This is a genomic window from Pseudomonas sp. MYb60, assembly GCF_002979555.1.
GTDB lineage: Bacteria > Pseudomonadota > Gammaproteobacteria > Pseudomonadales > Pseudomonadaceae > Aquipseudomonas.
The window spans coordinates 144,415-166,021 of record NZ_PCOZ01000009.1; the positions used below are offsets into that span (position 1 = coordinate 144,415).

Below are 21,607 nucleotides of genomic sequence, written 5' to 3' on the forward strand. Positions count from 1 at the left end.
CCGTGCAGGCAGCGGCCAACCAGATGAAGAACCAGGGCCGTGGCGGCGCGATCATCGCGGTCAGCTCCATCAGCGCGCTGGTGGGCGGTGTGCAATTCATCGCCGATTTCTAGCCGCCGTGGCGCTTGCGCAACCACTGCAGGAAGCCCTTCTTCACCGGTACCACCGGCGATTCCTCGATCAGCGCCTGGGCAGCATGCAGGCGGTAATCCAGCAGGGCTTTCATTGACTCGCTGATGTCATGCCGCGCGTCCAGGCACGGTGTGAGGAACTCCTTTTCGATGCGGTAGGCGGTGCAGAAGGTCTTTGCGGAGAAATCCGCCAGGGCCGCCTGGTCCGACAGGATGCCCGCCTCGCCAATGACCTCGCCAGGGCCCATGCGCCCCGCTTCGAACTTGTGCCCGGCCTTGGTCAGCATCACCGAGACCACACCGGATTCGATGATGAACAGATGGTCGCTGACCTCCCCGGCCGGCAAAATCATCTCGCCGCTGCGGTAGGTGTGCTGAACCATGTTCTGGCTGAAGGTTTCCTTCTCTTCCTGACGCAGGGTGGAGAAAATCGACGAACGCTCGAGCAACGCCCGCGCCGCCGACATCGCCGGCGGTGCGCTGCTTTCAGTGGCCGAGAGCAAGCCGACGCCGGCGGCCTGCAGGTGCCGGAAGGCCAGGTCGTAAAGCTGGTTCCGGACCTCGCGCTTGAGCGCCATTGCCGGCACGAAACCGCTGATTTCGTATTCCACGCCACCGCTGACCGACGCCTTGAATGCCACGCTCGGCGCCGGCTTGGCCAACAGCGGCCGGCAGCCCTGCATCGCCCGCTCCAAAGCCTCGATCACCGTTTGCGGACGCGCATGGGGGCTCACTTGCAGGCTGACCGCCAGCCCGAACATGTCCGCCGGGCGCGAAAAGTTGATGATCTTGGCCTTGGCCGCCAGCGAGTTGGGAATCACCGCCAAGCTACCCTGGGACGTTTGCAGGCGCGTCGCGCGCCAATCGATATCGGTCACCCGGCCTTCGGTGCCGTCGATGGAAATCCAGTCATCCAGCTGATACGGCTTGGTGGTGTTGAGCACAATCCCGGAAAACACATCGCTGAGGGTGCTCTGCAACGCCAGGCCGACGATGATTGCCACTGCCCCGGACGTGGCCAGCACGCCTTTGACCGGCAGGTCCAGCACGTAAGCCATGGCAGCGATGATCGCGATCAGGAAAATCACCGCCCCCATCAAATCCTGCAACAACCGCCCGGTATGCCCGACCCGCTGCATCATCAACGCCCCGAGCAATACCGTCAGCGTGCGCGCCGCAAACAGCCACCAGCCAATCTGCAACGCCGTGGCGGCCAGGTGCATCGCGGTGTGCTCGCCATAGGGCGCAATTTGCATCGGGTTCATGCCGTCGTTGAACAGCACGGCGCTGTACACGGCAAAAATCACCAACCGCGCCCCCAGCTTCCAATTGGCCAACTGGGGGGAAATCAGGCGCCAGACGGCAATGTCGATGAGGATCAGCGCCAACGCGCAAAGCATCGGGTGTTCGGAAATGAATGAAGGCATCCAGGCGACTCCAGGGCGAATGGCCAGAAGATCGCATGAAATGGGGTTGTGGGGTATAGCGGGTGTGCTGAGATGTGAGCGACGAAGTTCCACTGTGTGGGGGGCAAGCCCCCCCTACTGCCTTTAACCCGCCACCTGCCCAAACCGCCCCGAATGAAAGTCCTCGAACGCCTGGTGGATTTCCTGCTCGGTGTTCATCACGAACGGGCCATGTCCCACGATCGGCTCGTCAATCGGTTCGCCGCTGAGCAGCAGCACCTTGGCATCGTCGTTGGACTCCAGCGTCAATTGGCTGCCGTCGCGTTCGAACAGGGCCAGGTCGCCTTGGCGTGCGATTTGCTCGCCGTTGATCAGCACGGTGCCGCGCAGGATCACCAGGGCGCTGTTGCGTCCGGCGTGCAGGTCAAGGGTGACGGACTTACCGGCGTTGAGGCGCAGGTCCCACAGGTCGATAGGCGTGAAGGTACGCGCCGGGCCCCGGGTGCCGGCGAATTCACCGGCGATCAGGCGCAGTTGGCCGGCGTAGTTGGCCAGAGGCAGCACGGGGATGTCGCCGTCGAGGAGGGTCTGGTAACCGGCGTCGGCCATTTTGTCCTTCGCCGGCAGGTTGACCCACAGTTGCACCATCTCCAATGGACCGCCGCTGCGGGCGAAGGCTTCGGAGTGGAATTCCTCGTGGATGATGCCGCTGGCGGCGGTCATCCACTGCACGTCGCCGGGGCCGATTTTGCCGCCGCCGCCGCTGGAATCGCGGTGTTCGACTTCACCGTCGTAGACGATGGTCACGGTCTCAAAACCACGATGGGGGTGCTGGCCGACGCCGCGGCGCTGCTCGGTCGGCGTGAATTCGGCCGGGCCCGCGTGGTCCAGCAGCAGAAACGGGCTGATGTGTTTGCCCAGGTTGTCGTAGGAAAACAGCGTGCGCACCGGGAAGCCGTCGCCGACCCAATGGCCGCGTGGGCTGGTGTAGATACCGATGAGTTTTTTCATGATGATCCTCCAAAGTACATACACCTTAAATCCGATAGCAATAACGCGCTAGACAGCAAAAACAGCCTTGAGCGTCCTACTGATGGAACGGCGTACCGGCTAATCGCCACAAAAAAACGCGTTAATGATAATGACTCGTAGTAATATCCCCGACTTTCCCATCCAACCTGTCGAGGGCTGCAATGCCGTTTGCCGCTGCAACTGTCGCGCCGCGCGTGTTGGTGGTGGATGACCACCGCAAAATCCGCGAACCCCTGGCCACCTACCTGCGACGCCATACGTTCGATGTGCGCACCGCCGAGGATGCGGCCGGCATGTGGCAATTGCTCAAGGCCCAGGCCTTCGACGTGGTGGTACTCGACGTATTGCTGCCCGATGGCGATGGTTTCGACTTGTGCAACCAACTGCACCGGCGCAGCCAGATCCCGGTGATCCTGTTGACCGCCCGCGACACCCCTGCCGATCGTGTGCGCGGCCTGGACCTGGGCGCCGACGATTACGTCACCAAGCCCTTCGAACCCCGCGAGCTGGTGGCGCGCATCAACAGCGTGCTGCGTCGTCAGGGCCGCAGCACCGGGACGGTCGCGCCGAGCAAGGGCATCCGCAGCTACCAGTTTGCCGGCTGGCAGTTCAGCGTCGCCACGGCCACGTTGAAGCGCGACGACGCCCCGCCGATCCAGCTCAGCACCGCCGAAAGCCGACTGCTGCAAGTGTTCCTCGAACACCCCAATACGCTATTGCCCCGTGAACGCTTGATCGACCTGACGGCCGCCGCCGACAGCGACGTCAGCGACCGCGCCATCGACCGCCAGGTCAGCCGCCTGCGCCGCAAGCTGGCCCACGGCGACGACGCCCTGGACCTGCTGCGCACCATTTGGGGCGGTGGTTACCTGCTGGCGGCCGAGGTGCATGAATGCGTGCCCTGAGCCGACTGTGGCCGCGCACCCTGGCGCGACAGTTGAGCCTGTTGCTGCTGTTGGCGTTGCTGGCGTCCAACGCCATCGCGATGCTGTTTTTACAACGCACTGGAAGCCTGATCCATCCGTTGTCCCGCAGTTTCAGCCTCGAACGCCTGAGCACCGCCCATCACACTGCGCTGGACCTGCCCGCGGCGGAAACCGAGCACCTGCTGGACGCGATGAGCAACGAGCCGACGCGTTTCTGGATCGCCACCACGCCAGAGGTAGCCCCCTTCGAGCTACGCCCGGAGGAAAACCGACTGGCCAACGAACTGCGGCGCCAACTGAAGTTACCGGAAGCCGTGCCCCTTGGCATGCAACTGGAGCGCGTCAGTGGCGCCAACGCCCGCACCCACGTGTTCAGCCCCGCCGGGTGGGCACCGCTGCGCCTGCGTACCAGCATCGCACTGCCCAACGGCACCTACCTGAACGCCGTACAATTTCCTGCCGGTGCCTATGAATGGGGCCGCGTGCTGGCCTACAGTTTGCCGGTGACGACCCTGCCCGTGCTGCTGATCGTGATGTTCTTCATCACTCGCGTGGTGCGCCCGATCAAGACCCTCGCCCAGGCCACCGCGCGTGTCAGCCGTGGCGAATGGATCGCCCCGCTGCCTGAACGCGGCCCCCAGGAAGCCCGTGACCTCACCGCCGCCTTCAACACCATGCAAGCCAACCTCGCCCGGCATGTCGAAGGCCGCACGCGCATGCTCGCGGCGGTCAGCCATGACCTGAACACGCCAATCACCGAACTGCGCCTGCAAGTGGAGCTGCTGGAGCCCGGCAATACCCGTGACGACATGCTCGAAAGCCTCGCGGAACTGAGCGCGATGGTGCGAGAAACCCTGGATTTCGTGCGCGACGATGCCGTGCAGGAAACCACCACCACGCTGTCCCTGAGCGGGTTGCTGGATGACCTGGCCAAGCGTTATCAACGCCTGCAACAGCCGGTAGCCTGGAACGGTTCGCCGCCATTGGCACTGACCTGTCGCCCGCTGGCGCTCAAGCGCGCCCTTACCAACCTGATCGACAACGCCCTGCGCCATGCCGGCGATGCGCGCCTGAGCCTGGTGCGTGAGGACAGCGGCTGGCTGCGCATCGAGATTCTCGACCATGGCCACGGCCTGCCCGAAGACTGGCTGAGCAAGGTCTTCGAACCCTTCGTGCAACGGGGCGTCAGCGACGGGGGTGTGGGCCTGGGCCTGGCGATTGCACGGTCGTGCATCCAGGCCCATGGCGGTGAGCTGGTATTGGAAAATCGCCCACCGGCCGGCCTGTGCGCGGTGGTGCGATTGCCCGCAGCGCTTTAGAAATTGAGCGTTGCGCCCATCCATAACGTGCGGCCGTAGTTCACCGTGCCGTAGGTTTCATCGTCCAGGCGCTTGTCGGTCAGGTTGTTGAGGGAGGCGTTCAAGGTCAGCGAATCGGTGACGTCGAACGAGCCACCCAGGTCGGCGGTGGTGTAGCCCGGCGCGGGCTTTTCAGTGGTGAGGGTGTTGCCGGTTTCTTCACCGTAGTAGCTCAGCGACGCCCAGGCCTGGGTACGGTCGTTGATCGTCCACTCGGTGCGCACATTGGCTTTCTGCTCTGGCGTCAGAGCCAGCGGCATGCCTGTGTTGGCACCGCTTTTCTGCTCGGAATCGGTGTAGGTGTAGTTGGCCTTGAGCAGCAGGCTGTCGTTGATGTCCCACTGGCCGTTCAGCTCGACGCCCTGGATGATCGCCTTGTCGACGTTGACCCGCTCCATGACGGTGTAGCGCCCCCAGCGGCGATCCGTGGTGACGGTAGAGAGCTTGTCCTGGAAGTCGTTGTAGAACAGCGTCACGCCGCCGGACAGGTTGTTGCGGTTGCTCCACAGCGCCGAGACTTCGTAGTTGGTGCTGGTCTCCGGCTTGAGGTCGGGGTTGCCGAACATCACGAAACGGTTGCGCCGCAGGTAGGCATAGTCGGCGACCACTGCGCGCAATTCCGGGGCCTTGAACCCGCGGGCGACGCCGCCCTTGAATGTCCACTCATCCGTGGCGCGCCACACGCCATAGACCCGCGGGCTGACGTGGGCACCGTACTGTTCATGCTCGTCCAGGCGCAGGCCGGTGGTGAGCGCAAAGCGATCCGTGACCGACCATTCGTTTTCGGCGAACAGGGCTTTTTGGGTGACCGTGAACTTATAGTCCACGCGGTCGCCAAGGCCCTGGTTCCAGTCGGTCAACTCGCTTTTGTTCCATTGCGCACCGACGGTGCTGACGTTATGGGCGGTGGGCACCACCAGCTTGGCGTCGAACACGGTGTTCTTGATCTCGGGTTTGCGTCCAAAAATATCGCTTTGATCCGGCGTGGCCTTGCCTTCGCGGGTGGACGTCTCCTGGGACAGGGCGATGTCCGAGGTGGCCCAGCCCCAACGGCCCTGGTGGGACAGCGACCAGTGATCTCGGTTGTTTTCCTGCTCGCGGGTAGCCCAATTGGCGCTCATCCCATCGCCGTTCTTCAGGCGGGTGGCACCGGCTTCCAGCAGGATGTCGTGGTCGAGGGTCGGGGTGAAGGCCAGGCGTGCGGTGAGGTCGCGGTGGTCGGCCTTGCTGAAGCCGTTGGTCTGCTCGATGTCGTCGTCGGCCTGGCGGTCGAGGTAGCGGCCCCATACCTGCAGGCCGAGGAAGTCTTCCTTGAGCGGACCGCTGAGGTAGAACTGGGTCTGGCGCGCGTTGCCCTGGTCGCTGTGCTGGCGTGCCGAGTAGTCGTAGCCGACAGAACCGCCCCAAGTCGGAGAAACCTTGCGCGTGATCACATTGATCACCCCGCCGATGGCATCCGAGCCGTACAGCGACGACATCGGCCCGCGTACCACTTCGATGCGTTCGATGGCAGCGGCCGGCGGCACGAAACTCTGCTCGTACCCGCTGTTGCCGTTGACCCGCGACTCCCGGGCGCTCTGGCGCTTGCCGTCGACCATGATCAGGGTGTAATCGGCCGGCATGCCACGGATCGAGATGTCGGTTTCATTCGCACCGCCGTTGACCGTCACCCCTTCCACGTCCTTCACGGCATCACCGAGGTCGCGATAGGACTTGCGACGCAGCGCCTCACCCTCAATCACCGTGACCGAGGCCGGCGCGTCCTCCACGCTCTGGGCAAACCCGGAAGCGGTGACCACCACGTCGTTGAGTTCCAGCGGAGCGGCCTCGTCGGCCTGGGCATGGAAGCTACCGGCGACCAACAGGGCCAGGGGCGTGAGGCGAAAAACAGCAAGCATGGGCGTGGACCTTAGGAATGGACTCAAAAGAGAATCGTAATCATCTAGATCCGGATAACTTGGACAAAATGTGACAACCGCCCCATGTCGCTTCACACGCTTGGAGGGTCCCTGCACAACCTGAGGTGGTCACCACAGGTTTTGCGACGAGCAACATCACCAGGGCTGGCGCAAATTATATTTCGGTCATAATATTAGCAAAAAATTACACGCGTAATTTTTTATGTGCCGCCCCCGGAGCCCGCCATGACCCCTTCTTCCCTGCGCCGCCTGATGCCCCTGCCCCTGTTGATTATCCTCAGCGGTTGCAACAGCCAGGCCGACACCGCTGCCCAATCCCCCTTGCCGCGCCCGGTCCTGGCCGCCAAAGTCGAAGCCGCCGGCACCCAGCAAAGCGCCTATACCGGGGTGGTAGCCGCCCGAACGGAAAGTGACCTGGGCTTCCGCGTCAGCGGCAAAGTGATCGAGCGCAAGGTCGACCCCGGCCAGCACGTTTCCCGAGGCGATACCCTGCTGGTGCTGGACATCGGCGACTTCGAACTCGCGCTGCGTTCAGCCAGAAACCGGGTCAGCGCCGCCCAGGCCCAATTGCGCCAGCGCCGTGACGATGAAAATCGCTACCAGCGCCTGGCCAGCACTGGCGCGGTCTCGCGGCAGATCTCCGACCAGTCGACGACCCAACTGCGGGTCGCCGAAGCCGAGCTGGCTTCAGCGCAATCCGACGCCCGCCAGATCGAAAACCGCCGCACCTACTCAGTGCTCAAAGCCGATGGCGACGGCATCATCACCGACGTGCGTGCGGACCGTGGCCAAGTCGTTGCCGAAGGGCAGATGGTTGCGCGCCTGGCCCATGACGGCGCCCGCGAAGCCATCGTCAACCTGCCGGAAAACCAGCGCGACCGAGCCTCACAGAAGGCCCTGGCCTTCCCGTTCGGCGCACCGGAGCAGGCGGTCGCGGCGACCCTGCGCGAACTGTCCGCCAGCGCCGACCCCGTCACCCGCACCTACCGCGCGCGTTATGTCTTGCACGGCAACGTCGAGCGCTTCGCCCTCGGTTCCACCATCACCGTGCGCTTGCAAGGCAACGGCCAGGCCCCGCAAACCCGCGTGCCCATCGGCGCCCTGCACGATGCCGGGCAAGGCCCCGGCGTATGGCAGGTCGGCGCAGACAACACCGTCAGCTTCGCCCCGGTCAAAGTCGCCAGTCTCGGCCAGGAGGATGCCCTGCTCGACAGCGGCGTCAGCCCTGGCCAAATCATCGTTGCCCTCGGCGCCCACCTGCTGCACGGCGGCGATGCGGTGCGCCTGCTCCCCGCCCAGGCCCTGGCCCTTGATCGCACACAGGACAATTGAGCATGCGCGGTATCAACCTCTCGGAACTGGCGGTCAAGCATCGCGCGGTCACGTTGTTCCTGATCATTGCGATCCTGGCCGCCGGCGTGTTCTCGTTCGGTAAACTTGGGCGCGCCGAAGACCCGTCCTTCACGGTCAAGGTCATGACCATCACCGCCGCCTGGCCGGGTGCCACCGCCCAGGAAATGCAGGAACAAGTCGCCGACCGCCTGGAAAAGCGCCTGCAGGAACTTGACTACTACGACCGTGTCGAGACCATCGCCCAGCCCGGCTTTGTGTCGATGCGCATGACCTTCAAGGAGTCCACCCGCCCCGGCGAGATCCAGGAGCTGTTCTACCAGACCCGCAAAAAGCTCAGCGATGAAGCCGCGAAGTTGCCCAAGGGCGTGATCGGGCCGTTTTTCAACGATGAATATTCCGACGTCTACTTCGCGCTGTACGCACTGGAGGCCGAGCACCTGCCCCACCGGCAACAGGTGCAGATGGCCGAGGAACTGCGCCAGGGCTTCCTCAACCTGCCCGGGGTGAAGAAGGTCAACATACTCGGCGAACAGGCGCAGCGCGTGTTCGTCGAATTTTCCTATGAGCGTCTCGCGACCCTCGGGATCAAGCCGGAGCAGATTTTTTCCGCACTGGCCGCGCAGAACGCGGTGGCGCCTTCCGGCTTTGTCGAGACGGCGGGGGCTCGCGCCTACATTCGTATCGACGGAGCCTTCGACAGCCTGTCGCTGATTGAAAACGTGCCGCTGGAGGTCAACGGTCGGGTGCTGCGCATCGCCGACGTGGCCACTGTCAGCCGGGGTTATGAAGACCCGCCCAGCTACCGTATCCGCCACCAGGGCGACCCGGCCCTCATGCTCGGCGTGATCATGGAGAAACACTGGAATGGCCTGGAACTGGACAAAAGCCTCAAGGCCGAAGAGGCTCGGATCCTCGCCGACCTGCCGCTGGGAGTGAACTTCGCCAAGGTCTCCGACCAGGCGAAAAACATCAGCCTGGCGGTGAATGAATTCATGCTGAAGTTCTTCGTGGCGCTGGCGGTGGTGATGCTCATCAGCCTGCTGGCACTGGGCTTTCGCGTCGGGCTGGTGGTGGCCGCTGCGGTGCCGCTGACCCTGTCGGTGGTGTTCGTGATCATGCTGCTCACCGGGCGTGAATTTGATCGCATCACCTTGGGAGCACTGATTATTTCCCTCGGTTTGCTGGTGGATGACGCCATCATCGCCATCGAGATGATGGTGGTGAAACTGGAGGAAGGCTTCGACCGCATCCACGCCGCCACCTATGCCTGGCACTCCACCGCTGCGCCGATGCTGACCGGCACGCTGGTGACTATCATCGGTTTCCTGCCCGTGGGGTTTGCCCGTTCCGGTGCAGGGGAATATGCCGGCAACATCTTCTGGATCGTGGGGTTTGCGCTGATCGCTTCCTGGTTGGTGGCCGTGGTGTTCACGCCTTACCTGGGGGTGAAACTGCTGCCGCCGATCAAGCCGGTTCCGGGCGGCCATGACGCCCTCTACGCCGGGCGCTATTACCAGAAACTGCGCAGGCTGGTCGAACTGTGCGTGCGTCGCCGCTGGTGGGTAACGGGGTTGGTGGTGTGCGCGTTTGTACTCTGTGGCGTGGGCATGGGCGTGGTGAAAAAGCAGTTTTTCCCCAACTCCGACCGCTCCGAGCTGATCCTTGAGGTGTACCTGCCGCCGGGCAGTGCGTTCAAAAGCACCGAGGCGGTGGCCGCGCAACTGGAGAAGGCGCTGCTTCAGGAACCGCAGACCCGCATGGTCGACACCTATGTGGGCGGCGGTGCGCCGAGGTTTTTCCTGTCGCTGAACCCTGAATTGCCGGATCCGGCATTTGCCAAGCTGATCGTGCAGACCCCGGACTCTCACGCCCGTGATGCACTCAAATTGCGGATGCGCGAACGCATCGCGGCCGGTGAGTTTGCGTCCGCGCGCGTGCGGGTGACGCAATTGCTGTTCGGCCCGCCCGTGCCGTTCCCCGTGGTGTTTCGGGTGTCGGGCCCGAATGTGGATGTGCTGCGTGGCGTGTCCGAAGACGTGCGCAAGATCGTCGCCGCCAACACACTGACCAAGGACGCTTTCCTCGATTGGGGCGAGCGCACCAGCGGTTACCGCCTGGTGCTGGACCAGGACCGCGTGCGCCTGCTGGGTTTCACCCCCGGCGAGGTCAAGTCCCAACTCAATGCCCTGCTCAGCGGCAACCCCATCACCGAAGTCCGCGAAGGCAACCGCACGGTGTCGGTAGTCGCCCGCGCCCAAGGCAACCAGCGTGAGAACCTGGGCAACCTCAACAACATGACCTTGACCAACAGCGCCGGCACCTCGGTGCCACTGGCGCAGATCGGGCATTTGCAGGCGGTGATGGAGGAGCCGATCCTCAAGCGTCGCAACCGGGCAAACACCCTGGAAGTGCGCGCCGACATCATTGACGGCGTGCAACCGCCCGACGTGGAGATGGCCGTGTACAAGGACTTGCAACCGCTGATCGCCCAACTCCCCGCCGGCTACCGCATCGACATCGGTGGCCCGGTGGAAGAAAGCGCGAAAGCCAATGTCGCCTTGGCGGCGCTGTTCCCGATCATGATCCTGCTGACCCTCACGGTGATCATGTTCCAGGTGCGCTCATTCGGCGTGATGTTCATGGTCTTCGCCACCGCGCCCCTGGGGTTGATTGGGGCGGTGCCGACCTTGCTGCTGTTCAACCAGCCGTTCGGGTTCAACGCGATCCTGGGCCTGATCGGCATCGGCGGCATCCTGATGCGCAACACGCTGATCTTCACCGACCAGATTCGCCAGAATCAGCAACTGGGCATGGCGACCCGTGAAGCGATCATCGAAGCCACGGTGCGGCGTGCACGTCCGGTGATATTGACCGCACTGGCGGCGGCGCTGGCGTTTATCCCGCTGACGCTGTCGGTGTTCTGGTCGTCGTTGGCCTATGTGCTGATCGGCGGGGTGCTGGTGGGCACGCTGCTGACCTTGCTGTTTTTGCCGGCACTGTGCAGTTTGGTGCTGGGGCACACGGCGCGCAAACCTGCAGCAACTGCCCCCGCGAACGCCGGATAACCTCTACTCCCCGCGCCTGAAAACCTCTGGGGGCGGTTACACCATCACGTGGTGAACCGCCCCACTCGATCAGCGCTTACCCAACTCCATGATCATCCGACTCAACAGGTAAATCCGCGGCGCCACGCTTTCCACCTCGGCGTATTCTTCCGCCGTGTGGATATTGCCGCCGACGATCCCAAACCCATCCAGCGTCGGTGTACCCACGCCGGCGGACAGGCTGGCATCCGCCGCGCCGCCACTGCCTTCGATGGTCAGCTTACGCCCCAACTCCCCATAAATCCCCTGGGCAATCGCGACCAACTTGTCTGACTCCGGTGTCTGCGGCATCGGCGGCAGCCCACGTTGCAAGGTGGTCTTCACGTCCGTTTCCGGGATCAGTTTGTTGGCCGATACCCGCGCGAGGTCTTTCTCGATGCGATCGAACTCTTCAGGGAGTGCCGCACGCACGTCGGCCTTGGCGGTCGCTTGGTCAGGAATAACGTTGGTACGGTCGCCGGCCTTGAGGACGGTGAAATTGATGGTGGTTTTCTTCTCTTCATCCCCCAGTTTGCCCAGTTGCAGGATCTGGTGCGCTGCTTCCATGGCGGCGTTGCGGCCCAGTTCCGGGGCGACGCCGGCGTGGGCGGCCTTGCCCTTGACCTCGACCACGGCCGTCGCACTGCCTTTGCGCCACACCACCAGGCCGTCCGCCGGGCGGCCGGGTTCGAGGTTGAGGGTCACGTCATGGGCCTTGGCGGTTTTGCGGATCAGGTCGGAAGCGGCGTCGGAGCCGGTTTCTTCGCTGGCGTCGAGCAGGAAGGTGATTTGGGCATAATCTTTGAAGCCCTGCTCTTTCAGGACTTTCAGCGCGTAGATACCCGCGACGATACCGCCCTTGTCATCCATCACGCCGGGGCCATACGCACGGCCGTCCTTGATATGGAACGGGCGTTCGGCGGCCGAGCCTTCCTTGAACACCGTGTCCATGTGGGCCATCAGCAGGATCCTGGCTTTGCCGGTGCCCTTGAGGGTAGCAATCACATGGCTGCTGTTGGCCGCCGCATCGGGCACTCGTTCAATGCTGAAACCCAGTTGCTTGAGCTCATCGACGGCAATCTCGCTGACTTGGTCCAGGCCCGGCCCGTAGCCTGAGCCAGAGTCGATATTCACCAGGCGTTCCAACAGTTTCAACGCGTCGGCCTTGTAGTGTTCGGCCTGCGCCTGGATAGGCTTGTGGGGTTCGGCGCTGTAGGCCGGAAGTGCGAAAGACATGGCCAGCGTGGCGGCGAGGAAAGTACGGGGAAAGTTGAAGAGCATGAACCGATCCTTGTTTTTGGTTGGAAGGTGCCGTCACACCCTACCCCACTCTACGGACCCCAACCAACTCCCAAACCGCAGGGCAAGCCCCCCCACGGCCATTTCAGTAAGCCAGACCGCGCGCCAGCATCCACGCCACGCCGAGCAACAGCACCGCCGTGGCGCGCTGCAGCAAAATCCGCTGCCTGGGGTTCTCCAACAGGTGCTTGATCCGCTGGCCGAAATAGCCATACAGGCAGCCACTGGCAAATTGCAGCAGCAGAAACGTCAGCCCGAGAATGGCGATATCCACCGCGCTGCTGTGTTCCCCTGCCCCTGCGAACTGTGGGAAAACTGCGCTGAACAGGATGATGGCCTTCGGATTGGAGATCCCGGTGAGCAGGCCTTTGCCAAACAGGCTGCGGGCATCGTCCACCCCCTCGGCCATGTCGATTGCCACGCCGCTGCGGGTCCATTGCCTGTAGGCCAGGTAAAGAATGTAGGCCACCCCCACCAGTTGGATGCCCTGGGTGATTGCGCGATTGCCCTTGATCAGCTCCGAGAAGCCCACCGCAAAGATCAGGATCGAAACCAGATACGAGACGCTGGCGCCGAGCTGCGCGGGGATTGAACTGCGCAGGCCGTTCTTGAGGCCCAGGCTCAGCAACAGCAGGGTCATGGGCCCCGGGCTGAAGGTCAACGTCGTGCAGAGCAGCAGGAAATACATGAATGAAGACAGGGTTAACGCACTTGTCATGGCCAGGGACCCAGGGAAAGAGAGCCGGCAGTCTAGGCAAGCGCGATTGCGCCGGGCAGGCAAAGTAAGGCCTAATCCGCCCGAACTTCACCGGTAAAATCACCAGCAAAGACAAGGAGGCCCCCTGTTGGTATCGCCCATCGCTTTTGTAGACGGCACACCCAAGGTTCAACAGATTGTTGAAGCGTTCAGCCGGGCCATTGAAACCGGCGAATGGACACCTGGAAGCAAGTTGCCATCGGTGCGCGAGCTGACTCAGGTTCTGGGCGTGAGCAAGTTCACCCTCAACGAAGCGCTGGATCGTCTGCGTGGCCGCAACCTGCTCACGTCCAGCCAGGGCCGAGGGTACTTTGTGGCGATGGACACCACGCGCCCGGCCTCATCGAACTGGGTCGACCTGCTGCCCCAGGACCTTCTCAGCGTGCTGCGCCGCCCACTCGCCACCGTCTATGGCGAATTGCGCCCCGGCGGCGGCCATCTGCCGGAAGCCTGGCTGGACACTGAGAGCCTGCGCCAGGCGATGCGCAGCGTGGTGCGCGCGCCCTCCCTGCGCATCGCCGGGCTGGGCACGCCGGCCGGTTTGTTGCCGTTGCGCCAGGCCCTGCAACAGAAACTGCACGGCGAAGGCCTGTCGGTGCCGGTGGAGCACATCATCACCACACCCAATACCGTGCAAGCCCTGGACATGCTGATGCGCCTGCTCGCACGCGCCGGCGACACCGTGCTGCTGGACGCACCCTGCTACTTCAACTTTCACGCCAACCTCGCGCTGCACGGGGTCAAGGTGGTGACGATCCAGCGGCGGGCCGACGGGGTCGACTTCACCACCTTCGAACACCTGCTGGCCGAACACCGCCCCACCCTCTATCTGACCACCAGCGTCCTGCATAACCCCACCGGCCATTCCTTCAACCCCGGCCAGGCGTTTCGCCTGTTGCAGCTGACTCGACAGTACAACTGCCACATCATCGAAGACGACCTCTACGGCGACCTGCACCCCAATCCGCCCCCGCGCCTGGCAGCCCTGGCCGGCCTGGAGCAGGTCACCTACCTGTCGGGCTTCTCCAAGATCCTCAGCGCCAACGCCCGTGTGAGCTACGTGGTGGCCGCGCCTCAATTGGCGGCCAACCTGACCCACATGAAATTGATGAGCGGCGGCGTGACCTCGGAGCTGTTCGAGCAGATCGTCTACCGAATGTTCAGCGAAGGCACCTATGCCAAACACCGCAAGCGCGTGATCCAGCGCCTGCTGGAGGCCGGGGGGCGTGTGGAGCAATGGCTCAAGCGCAGTGGTTGTGAGGTGTCGATGCCGTATGACGGCGGAATGTTTATCTGGGCACGCCTGCCAACGGGTGTGAACGGCGAGCAGCTCGCCCAGCGAGCGCTGGAGCAAGGCATGGTACTGGCGCCGGGGGCGCTGTTTGGCAACGACCCGGCGCATCGCGACTGGATGCGGTTCAACGTGGCCCACAGTGACGGGCCTCAGGTGCAACAGGTGTTCGAACGCCTCATGCAGACAGCCTGCCAACGCCTTGTTGCCGTCAGCTGACGATGTCGCTTGGCTGCAACTTACCCTGCACCATCAGGACAAAGGTCGGCTCGCCAGGGTTGCCGTAGATTTGCAACGTACTCATGTGCAGTACCGGGTCATAGTTCACAATCGCTTCGCCGCTGGCCCCGGAGAACTGATCGACGAACTTCAGCGGGCCTTTGCCCAAAGACGCCGTAATGCCCGACACGTCTACACGGTCCTCGCCGCTGACGAAGTCCATGATTTGATCAAGTGACAGCTGGGTCGAATCGCTGATTTTGCCGTAGACGAACTGATCCTTGCCCTTGCCACCCCACAGCGTGTCTGCGCCTTCAGCACCATAGAGGCGGTCATTGCCATCCCCGCCCTTGAGGGTGTTGTCCACCTCGTTACCCACCAGTAAATCGTTGCCGGAACCGCCGATGGCATTTTCTATGGTCGCGCCGTAGGCAATCGAGATATTCCCCTTGAGGCCGCCGACGTCAGAGAACGTCCCGGCCTTGAGTGTGATCTTTTGATCCTGCTTGTAGCCCGAAAAGTCCAGGGTGTCATTGCCGCCGCCATCCCAGATCGACGCGACCATTTTATCCTCGGGCGTCTTGACGCTGAGGAAGTCGCGGTCGGTATTGGAATTGAAGCCGTAGGTGGTGTCGCCCTTGCGGGTTTCAGCGTTGGCGCCGTATTGCTTCTGGAGCGCGGTGATGTCGTCCAGTTGGGGGGCCGAGGAGCGAAAACCCTCGTGATTTATATGACCGGTGCGCTCGCCCCTGTAACTCATGCCCGAGTGGCTTTGTGAGTCCTCATGATGAAGGACATTTTTTCGATCAAGGGTACCGTCGTAGTCACCCGGATGCAGAAGTCCCAGCGCGTGGTTCAATTCGTGGGTGATGGTGTGCCGCCCAGCATTGCCGTGGGCTGCATCGGCTATCTGTTTATTCTCTTTGCTGCCGACGAACCACACGGCAGTGCGGGACGATTTGCCTGGCACAGGCAACTCAGCCTGGCTGCTGCCAATAGAGGAGCGGCCTTTAGCGTCAACGTGCTGCCCGTAATTGCCAATGTCAATATGCCCGTCACTGCTCGCCTTTTTCGGCCCTTCGGTGAACTTGACCTTCGCGACATCCTCGATGGATTGCATACTGCGCCGAGTCTGCTCGCGCTGGTTATCCCCGACGGCGGTGAATCCGGTTTTATTGAATTGATTTTTTTTGCCATCCGACGGCGGCGCTCGGAATTCATAGGTAATGTCATGGCGACCGTCGCCGTTCTTGTCTTTCCAACCGTAATGACCACGCGTCAGGGCACTGGCAGCCTCTTGCGGACTTTTCGAGGGTAAGCCGTTGTGCTGAATTCCATTGCCTCGGTCATCGCGGTGACGGAATTTCTCGATGTCCTGAAAAGTCAGACTGGGAGGTGGGGATACTGTCTTCAAGGTGGCGCTCTCGTCAGTTAGAGCGACCATCTTCCAAGCTGCCGGGGCAATGGCGCTGTGCGCGTTAGACGATTACCCGGTCGCCTTTTCTGCCGGCCTTGTGGGATTCAGCGTCGATTCCGTAAGACGTTACGGTTTCGCGCGCCCCTTGAGCATGCCGTGATTGACCAGCAACGTTCGCATGGCATTGCGGGTGATCCCCAGCAAATCCGCAGTACGCAACTGGTTGAAGCCGCAGAACGCAAACGCCTCGCGCACGACCAGATCTTCAATGTCGTGCAACAACGTCTCTCCCGGCACCTCGAACAACCGCAACAGCTGCTCGCGCACCACCTCTTGCGGAATGCGCGGTGTAGCGCTATTGGCACTGGCATGCAGGGCGCTGAGGCCAGCGGAAAACTTCAGGTGGCTGGGCATGATCGGCTTGTCGCCGGCCACCAGCAGCGCCAGGTGCACGACGTTTTCCAGCTCGCGAATGTTGCCCGGCCACGGGTAGTCCAGCAGCGCCTGGGTGGCGGATTCAGAAAGCATCGGCTCGGCGATCTTCAGCTTGTTGCTGTACAGCCGGCGAAAGTGTTCCACCAGCGGCAGGATATCCAGCGGGCGTTCGCGCAAGGGCAGCACCTGCACCTGGGCGACATTGATACGGTAAAACAGGTCCAGGCGGAAATTCCCCGCTTCCACCGCTTGCTCCAGGTCGATGTTGGTGGCGGTGACCAAGCGGATATTGATCTTGATCGGCTTGCGTGACCCCACGCGCACCACTTCCTGCTCCTGCAACACCCGCAGCAATTTCACCTGCAACGGCAACGGCAGGTCGCCGATTTCATCGAGGAACAGAGTGCCGCCATCGGCCTCTTCGAACCAGCCGCCCCTGCGGCCGACAGCGCCGGAAAACGCCCCCGCCTCGTGTCCGAAAAATTCGCTTTCAGCCAGGGTTTCACTGATGGCACCGCAGTTGACCGGCACAAATGCACCGGTCCGACCGCTGGCGCTGTGGATGTAGCGCGCGACCAGTTCCTTGCCGGTGCCAGTCTCGCCATTGATCAATACGGGCGCATCGCTGGGGCCGACCCGTTTGAGGTAGTCGAGCAACTGCAGTGAGCGCGGATCGGAAAATACCAGGGCCTTGGCGCGAATCGACAGCGGATCTTTTTCGCCTTGGGGCAAAGTCAGGATCGGCGTGGGGTGCCCGTGGGGACGGTTCATGAGCAATTTCCCGGCGGCGAGGTAAAGAAAGTAGCGATGACTTTACGCAGCCGCGCATATAACTAGAAAGATTAAAAATTCATTAGCACATAACCGTTTATCGGCGATGAGCCAACGACAGAACACAGCGGTCGCCCAGGCTTTGCACGCCTTGCACCAGCAACACCAGTACCACCACCGTGACTACCATGATTTCGTTGTTGAAACGCTGGTAACCGTAACGAATCGCCAGGTCACCCAACCCACCGCCGCCGATCACGCCGGCCATCGACGAAAAACCGATCAGCATCACTAGGGTCAAGGTCACCCCGGCCACCAGCGCTGGCAGCGCCTCGGGCAGCAACACCTTGAAGATCACATGGCGAATATCCCCGCCCATGGCCACGATGGCTTCGATGCGACCCTTGTCCACTTCATCCAGTGCGGTTTCGACAATGCGCGCGAAGAACGGAAATGCGCCGATAGTGATCGGCACCACGGCCGCCGTACTGCCCAGGGTGGTGCCGACGATCAGGCGCGTCAGCGGAATCAGCGCGATCAACATCACCACGAACGGCAACGACCGCCCCAGGTTGATGACCGCCCCCAGTACGCGGTTCAGGCGCGGCAACGGAAACAATCCACCACGACGGCTGACGAACAGCAACACCCCCAGGGGCAAGCCAATCAGCAACGTGAACAGCCCAGCCAGAAGCACCATGTAGAGGGTTTCGCCGGTGGCGTTGAGCAGCAATTGAGCAATGTCATTCCAGTCGGTCTTCATACCACCCTCACCACTGGCAGGCTCGGCGCCAGGGAGCGGCCCAGGCGCGATGAAGGATCGGCCTGCAGTTGCACCAGAGTGCCGCTTTCCACCACACGCCCATCGGCCAGGGACACCGCGCTGTCGCAGATGGCCTTGACCACCTCCAGTTCATGGGTGATGAGCACAATGGTCACGCCGAGTTGGCGGTTGATGTTACGCAGCAGTTCAAGGATCGACGCGGTGGTTTCCGGGTCGAGGGCGCTGGTGGCCTCGTCGGACAACAGGTAGGCCGGGCGCGCTGCCAACGCGCGGGCAATGCCCACGCGCTGTTTCTGCCCGCCGGACAGCTGCGAGGGAAACGCCTGGGCCTTGTCGCTCAGGCCCACCAGTGCGAGCAATTCGGCCACCCGTGCCGCCCGCTCGGCCTTGGGCACCTTGCCGATTTCCAACGGTACCGCGACGTTATCCGCCACGTTGCGTGAGTGCAGCAGGTTGAAGCCCTGGAAGATCATGCCGATGCGCTGGCGTTGCTCGCGTAACTGTTTGTCACTCAGTTGGGTCAAGTCCTGGCCGTCCATGAGGATGCGCCCGGCCGTCGGGCGCTCCAACAGGTTCAGGCAGCGCAACAGGGTGCTTTTACCCGCGCCGCTGCGCCCGACGATGCCGAAGATCGAGCCGTCGGCGATCTGCAACGACACGTTGTCCAGCGCCGCCGGCTGGCCATCGGCGTAGGTTTTGCTGACACCTTCGACCACAATCATTCGGTGGTCACCGGGATCACGGAACCGGAATATTGCTCGGTGATGAACTTCGCCACTTGCGGCGAGCGCAGATCCTTGGCCAGTTGCTCGATGCGCGGGTCCTTGGCCAGTGTCGGCGTGGTCACCAGGATATTCGCGTAGGGGTTGCCCTTGGCGGCCTCCAGCCCCAAGGCATCCTTGGCCGGTTCCAGCCCGGCTTCCAGGGCGAAGTTGCCGTTGATCACCGCCAGGTCCACATCATCCAGGGCGCGAGGGATCTGCGGCGACTCGATTTCAAGAATCTTCAGGTGCCTGGGGTTCTCGGCGATGTCTTTCGGCGTGGCCTGGTCCTTGGCCGCATCATTGAAGCCCGGCTTGAGCTTGATCAGGCCGTTGGCTTGCAGCAAGTACAGGGCGCGACTGAGGTTGGTGACGTTGTTGGGCACCGCAACGGTGCCCTTGTCCGGCACGTCGGCGAAGCTTTTGTGGCGGCGCGAATACACCCAGTGGCTCGATGTGCACCGTCGCCGCCACCGCGAATTTCTGGCCGAGGGCCTGTTCCTGGGACGCCAGGTACGGCAGGTGCTGGAAGAAGTTGGCGTCCACATCACCGTGGGCGAGCAGCTCGTTGGAGTTCACGCCGCTGGGAATCTCGATGACCTTGAGGTTCAGGCTCGGGTCGAGTTTTTGCACGTACTCGAGGATCTGCGCATGGGGAATCGGGTCGGCGGCGACGCGCAGGGCATCGGCGGCCGACACGGCGAACGGGGCCAGCAACACTGCCAGGGCAAGGGCGGTTTTTTTCAACAGGGTGATCTCCTGATCAGGCAGACAGGGCTTGGGGAAGTGTGGCGTCGGCGTAGAAACGTTGGGCGACATCGGGATGGGAGCGCAGGCGACCCTTCAAATAGTTCCAGCCGACGTCGCGCAGCAAAGGGTTGCGTGGATCACTCTCGGGGCCGTGGGCATCGCGCAGCAGTTCGGGGGCCAGTTGATACACCGGCACCACCGCATTGAGTTGCGCGCCGAGGAAAAACGCCAGGGACAACCGCTCGCTGCCCACCGGTGGCGACACCACGCGGTGCACCGTGGCGCGCAGGTAGCCATTGCTCGCCAGTTCCAGCAGCTCGCCGATGTTCACCACCAAGGTGTCGGGGCGAGGCGACGCGTCGATCCAGCGGCCCTCCTCCACTTCCACTTGCAGGCCGGCTTGCTGGTCTTGCAGCAGGAAGCTGAGGAAACCGGAGTCCTTGTGGGCGCCGACGCCTTGGCGACTTTGCTGGGCGTGGCGGCCGGGGTAGCGGATCAGCTTGATGTGTTCGTTGGGCGTGTCGCCGTACAGCGCGTCGAATGCGTTTTCCGGCAGGGACAGGGCCTGGGCGAAGGCGCGCAGCAGGCGCAGGGCCATTTGGGTCATCGCCTGCTGCCAGCCCAGCACCAGCGGCTTGAGGTGGGGCAAGGCTTGCGGCCACAGGTTGGGGCCTTGCAGGCGCGCCCACGCTGCCGGGTGTTGGGCAATGCCCAGGGGCTCGCGCTCGGCGCCAACGTCGAACTGTTCGCGCAGGTCGGGCTGGCCGCGCGTGATCTCCGACGCAGCGCGGTTGTAGCCGCGAAAGTGTGGCGAGTTGATCATGCCCACGGCGAGTTTGTCGGCCTCGGGCAAGGCAAAGAATGCGCGCGCCTGCTGCTGCACCTCGGCCAGCAACGCGGAGTCGATGCCATGACCGGTGAGGTAGAAGAAACCGATGTGCCGCGCCGCCAGGCGCAAGTCATGGAGAAACTGCTGGCGCTGTGCGGGGCTGCCGTCGAGTTGCGACAAGTCCAGCAATGGCAAGGTGGTGACAGACTGCAAGTGAGACATGAGTAGTTCGCTCCTTGAACGAAATCCTTTGAATGCGTCCAAGCTAAACGATCTTAAAAACCTCTGGTAAATACCTTTTTTGCATTAGCTTAAGCAGGACCAGCGCGCTAGCCAGGGCATTTCTTGCCTCCTCCTGTATCTCCTCATCCCTGGATACACTGCAATACAACGGGGCGTGGCAAGGGCGCGGACACTGGCTACACATACCCTGGCATCCCAATTGACGCTGATCTTCCTGATCAGCCTGGTGTGCGCCCACGGGTTGCCCTTCACTGCGCAGTTCTAGAACTGGAGGTGGGTTCGACAGCCGCGGGTGAACTGTCCATCAAGGTGCTGGACAGCGGATCGGGCATTGCCGAGGACGAATTGACGCTGGTGCTGCAGCCCTTTTATCGCGTGGAAAACTCACGCAACCGTGGCACCGGCGGGACCGGGCTGGGCCTGGCGATTGCCCAGCAGTTGGCGGTGGCAATCGGCGGTTCCTTGACCCTGAGCAACCGCGCAGAAGGCGGTTTGTGCGCGCAGATCCGGATCGCGCTGTGACCCAGTCTATGTCTTGAACATCTTTGATACACACCATATAGTGTGCCCACAAACAGAACGGACCACTACATAGTGTGAAGAATCGGTATCCGCCGACCATACTATCGATAGTATTTCAATGCCCGAAGCCTGCAATCGCCCATTTTTTCGACGGGGTTCACGCGCCGTCAATACCGCTCAAAAGGAATATCTCGATGCTCAGCTGGGATGAAGTCGACAACGAAGACACCGGTGCAGCGGTGATCAAAGGCGCCAACGCCGGCCACGCCACCGAAGCCAACATGGACCGCCTCGACGGTGACGGCGCCAAAGCCGCCCTCG

Annotated in this window: 15 protein-coding genes and 3 pseudogenes; 7 read left to right on the forward strand and 11 right to left on the reverse strand. The window is 62.6% G+C overall.

What is annotated here, in order from left to right:
- Positions 1 to 109: 109 nt before the first annotated feature.
- Both CQ041_RS17550 and CQ041_RS17555 read right to left on the reverse strand, forming a co-directional pair.
- Complete coding sequence (locus tag CQ041_RS17550) at positions 110 to 1,558, reverse strand: mechanosensitive ion channel domain-containing protein (protein ID WP_105523654.1); 1,449 nt, start codon at positions 1,556 to 1,558, stop codon at positions 110 to 112.
- A 123-nt stretch (positions 1,559 to 1,681) separates the two neighbouring features.
- The gene (locus CQ041_RS17555) at positions 1,682 to 2,548 is read right to left on the reverse strand and encodes a pirin family protein (protein ID WP_105523655.1); all 867 of its coding nucleotides are present in this window, start codon (positions 2,546 to 2,548) and stop codon (positions 1,682 to 1,684) included.
- A gap of 182 nt (positions 2,549 to 2,730) precedes the next feature.
- Between CQ041_RS17555 and CQ041_RS17560 the strand changes: the two genes are divergently transcribed.
- Positions 2,731 to 3,474, forward strand: coding sequence for a response regulator transcription factor (locus tag CQ041_RS17560; RefSeq protein WP_105523656.1), 744 nt, complete (start codon positions 2,731 to 2,733; stop codon positions 3,472 to 3,474).
- A 20-nt stretch (positions 3,475 to 3,494) separates the two neighbouring features.
- Entirely contained in the window at positions 3,495 to 4,814 is a 1,320-nt protein-coding gene (locus tag CQ041_RS17565; protein WP_163001922.1) for an ATP-binding protein, read from the forward strand.
- Here CQ041_RS17565 and CQ041_RS17570 read toward each other — a convergent pair.
- Positions 4,811 to 6,751, reverse strand: coding sequence for a TonB-dependent receptor domain-containing protein (locus CQ041_RS17570; RefSeq protein WP_105523658.1), 1,941 nt, complete (start codon positions 6,749 to 6,751; stop codon positions 4,811 to 4,813). The two genes, CQ041_RS17565 and CQ041_RS17570, sit on opposite strands and share 4 nt — an antisense overlap.
- Positions 6,752 to 6,997: 246 nt before the next feature.
- Between CQ041_RS17570 and CQ041_RS17575 the strand changes: the two genes are divergently transcribed.
- Positions 6,998 to 8,104 (forward strand): efflux RND transporter periplasmic adaptor subunit, encoded by a 1,107-nt coding sequence (locus CQ041_RS17575; RefSeq protein ID WP_105523659.1) that lies wholly within the window; start codon positions 6,998 to 7,000, stop codon positions 8,102 to 8,104.
- A gap of 2 nt (positions 8,105 to 8,106) precedes the next feature.
- Positions 8,107 to 11,190 (forward strand): efflux RND transporter permease subunit, encoded by a 3,084-nt coding sequence (locus CQ041_RS17580; protein ID WP_105523660.1) that lies wholly within the window; start codon positions 8,107 to 8,109, stop codon positions 11,188 to 11,190.
- A gap of 69 nt (positions 11,191 to 11,259) precedes the next feature.
- Here the strand turns inward: CQ041_RS17580 and CQ041_RS17585 are convergent, their stop codons facing one another.
- Together CQ041_RS17585 and CQ041_RS17590 are read right to left on the reverse strand one after the other, a co-directional pair.
- A complete protein-coding gene (locus tag CQ041_RS17585; RefSeq protein WP_105523661.1) occupies positions 11,260 to 12,489 on the reverse strand; it encodes a M20/M25/M40 family metallo-hydrolase in 1,230 nt (409 codons plus the stop codon).
- Between the two features lie 103 nt (positions 12,490 to 12,592).
- Positions 12,593 to 13,225 carry a LysE family translocator gene (locus CQ041_RS17590; RefSeq protein ID WP_105523662.1) on the reverse strand — a complete coding sequence of 211 codons (633 nt, stop codon included), beginning with the start codon at positions 13,223 to 13,225 and terminating at the stop codon, positions 12,593 to 12,595.
- Between the two features lie 124 nt (positions 13,226 to 13,349).
- Between CQ041_RS17590 and CQ041_RS17595 the strand changes: the two genes are divergently transcribed.
- Positions 13,350 to 14,774, forward strand: coding sequence for a PLP-dependent aminotransferase family protein (locus CQ041_RS17595; RefSeq protein ID WP_105523663.1), 1,425 nt, complete (start codon positions 13,350 to 13,352; stop codon positions 14,772 to 14,774).
- Here the strand turns inward: CQ041_RS17595 and CQ041_RS17600 are convergent.
- The 6 genes and pseudogenes from CQ041_RS17600 to CQ041_RS17625 form a co-directional block, all read right to left on the reverse strand.
- Positions 14,767 to 16,188 (reverse strand): M10 family metallopeptidase C-terminal domain-containing protein, encoded by a 1,422-nt coding sequence (locus CQ041_RS17600; protein WP_256586813.1) that lies wholly within the window; start codon positions 16,186 to 16,188, stop codon positions 14,767 to 14,769. The two genes, CQ041_RS17595 and CQ041_RS17600, sit on opposite strands and share 8 nt — an antisense overlap.
- A 129-nt stretch (positions 16,189 to 16,317) precedes the next feature.
- Positions 16,318 to 17,397 (reverse strand): sigma-54-dependent Fis family transcriptional regulator, encoded by a 1,080-nt coding sequence (locus CQ041_RS17605; RefSeq protein ID WP_105523665.1) that lies wholly within the window; start codon positions 17,395 to 17,397, stop codon positions 16,318 to 16,320.
- A 97-nt stretch (positions 17,398 to 17,494) separates the two neighbouring features.
- Positions 17,495 to 18,160 carry a methionine ABC transporter permease gene (locus tag CQ041_RS17610; RefSeq protein ID WP_105523666.1) on the reverse strand — a complete coding sequence of 222 codons (666 nt, stop codon included), beginning with the start codon at positions 18,158 to 18,160 and terminating at the stop codon, positions 17,495 to 17,497.
- On the reverse strand, positions 18,157 to 18,903 hold the full coding sequence (locus CQ041_RS17615; protein WP_105523667.1) for a methionine ABC transporter ATP-binding protein: 747 nt from the start codon (positions 18,901 to 18,903) through the stop codon (positions 18,157 to 18,159). Before CQ041_RS17615 ends, CQ041_RS17610 begins: the two co-directional genes overlap by 4 nt.
- Positions 18,900 to 19,692: pseudogene (locus CQ041_RS17620) on the reverse strand (MetQ/NlpA family ABC transporter substrate-binding protein). Before CQ041_RS17620 ends, CQ041_RS17615 begins: the two are co-directional and overlap by 4 nt.
- A gap of 13 nt (positions 19,693 to 19,705) precedes the next feature.
- Complete coding sequence (locus CQ041_RS17625; RefSeq protein ID WP_105523668.1) at positions 19,706 to 20,743, reverse strand: isopenicillin N synthase family oxygenase; 1,038 nt, start codon at positions 20,741 to 20,743, stop codon at positions 19,706 to 19,708.
- Between the two features lie 285 nt (positions 20,744 to 21,028).
- Between CQ041_RS17625 and CQ041_RS17630 the strand changes: the two are divergent.
- Positions 21,029 to 21,286: pseudogene (locus CQ041_RS17630) on the forward strand (ATP-binding protein); the annotation flags it as partial.
- A 194-nt stretch (positions 21,287 to 21,480) separates the two neighbouring features.
- Positions 21,481 to 21,607, forward strand: a pseudogene (locus tag CQ041_RS17635) (ribonucleotide-diphosphate reductase subunit beta); the annotation flags it as partial.

What these genes read in the sequence shown, in the direction of transcription:
- CQ041_RS17580 (WP_105523660.1), top strand. Translation starts at nt 8,107, where the DNA reads ATGCGCGGTATCAACCTCTCGGAACTGGCGGTCAAGCATCGCGCGGTC.
- CQ041_RS17570 (WP_105523658.1), bottom strand. Translation starts at nt 6,751, where the DNA reads ATGCTTGCTGTTTTTCGCCTCACGCCCCTGGCCCTGTTGGTCGCCGGT.
- CQ041_RS17550 (WP_105523654.1), bottom strand. Translation starts at nt 1,558, where the DNA reads ATGCCTTCATTCATTTCCGAACACCCGATGCTTTGCGCGTTGGCGCTG.
- CQ041_RS17610 (WP_105523666.1), bottom strand. Translation starts at nt 18,160, where the DNA reads ATGAAGACCGACTGGAATGACATTGCTCAATTGCTGCTCAACGCCACC.
- CQ041_RS17625 (WP_105523668.1), bottom strand. Translation starts at nt 20,743, where the DNA reads ATGTCTCACTTGCAGTCTGTCACCACCTTGCCATTGCTGGACTTGTCG.
- CQ041_RS17590 (WP_105523662.1), bottom strand. Translation starts at nt 13,225, where the DNA reads ATGACAAGTGCGTTAACCCTGTCTTCATTCATGTATTTCCTGCTGCTC.
- CQ041_RS17575 (WP_105523659.1), top strand. Translation starts at nt 6,998, where the DNA reads ATGACCCCTTCTTCCCTGCGCCGCCTGATGCCCCTGCCCCTGTTGATT.
- CQ041_RS17615 (WP_105523667.1), bottom strand. Translation starts at nt 18,903, where the DNA reads ATGATTGTGGTCGAAGGTGTCAGCAAAACCTACGCCGATGGCCAGCCG.
- CQ041_RS17585 (WP_105523661.1), bottom strand. Translation starts at nt 12,489, where the DNA reads ATGCTCTTCAACTTTCCCCGTACTTTCCTCGCCGCCACGCTGGCCATG.
- CQ041_RS17555 (WP_105523655.1), bottom strand. Translation starts at nt 2,548, where the DNA reads ATGAAAAAACTCATCGGTATCTACACCAGCCCACGCGGCCATTGGGTC.
- CQ041_RS17605 (WP_105523665.1), bottom strand. Translation starts at nt 17,397, where the DNA reads ATGAACCGTCCCCACGGGCACCCCACGCCGATCCTGACTTTGCCCCAA.
- CQ041_RS17560 (WP_105523656.1), top strand. Translation starts at nt 2,731, where the DNA reads ATGCCGTTTGCCGCTGCAACTGTCGCGCCGCGCGTGTTGGTGGTGGAT.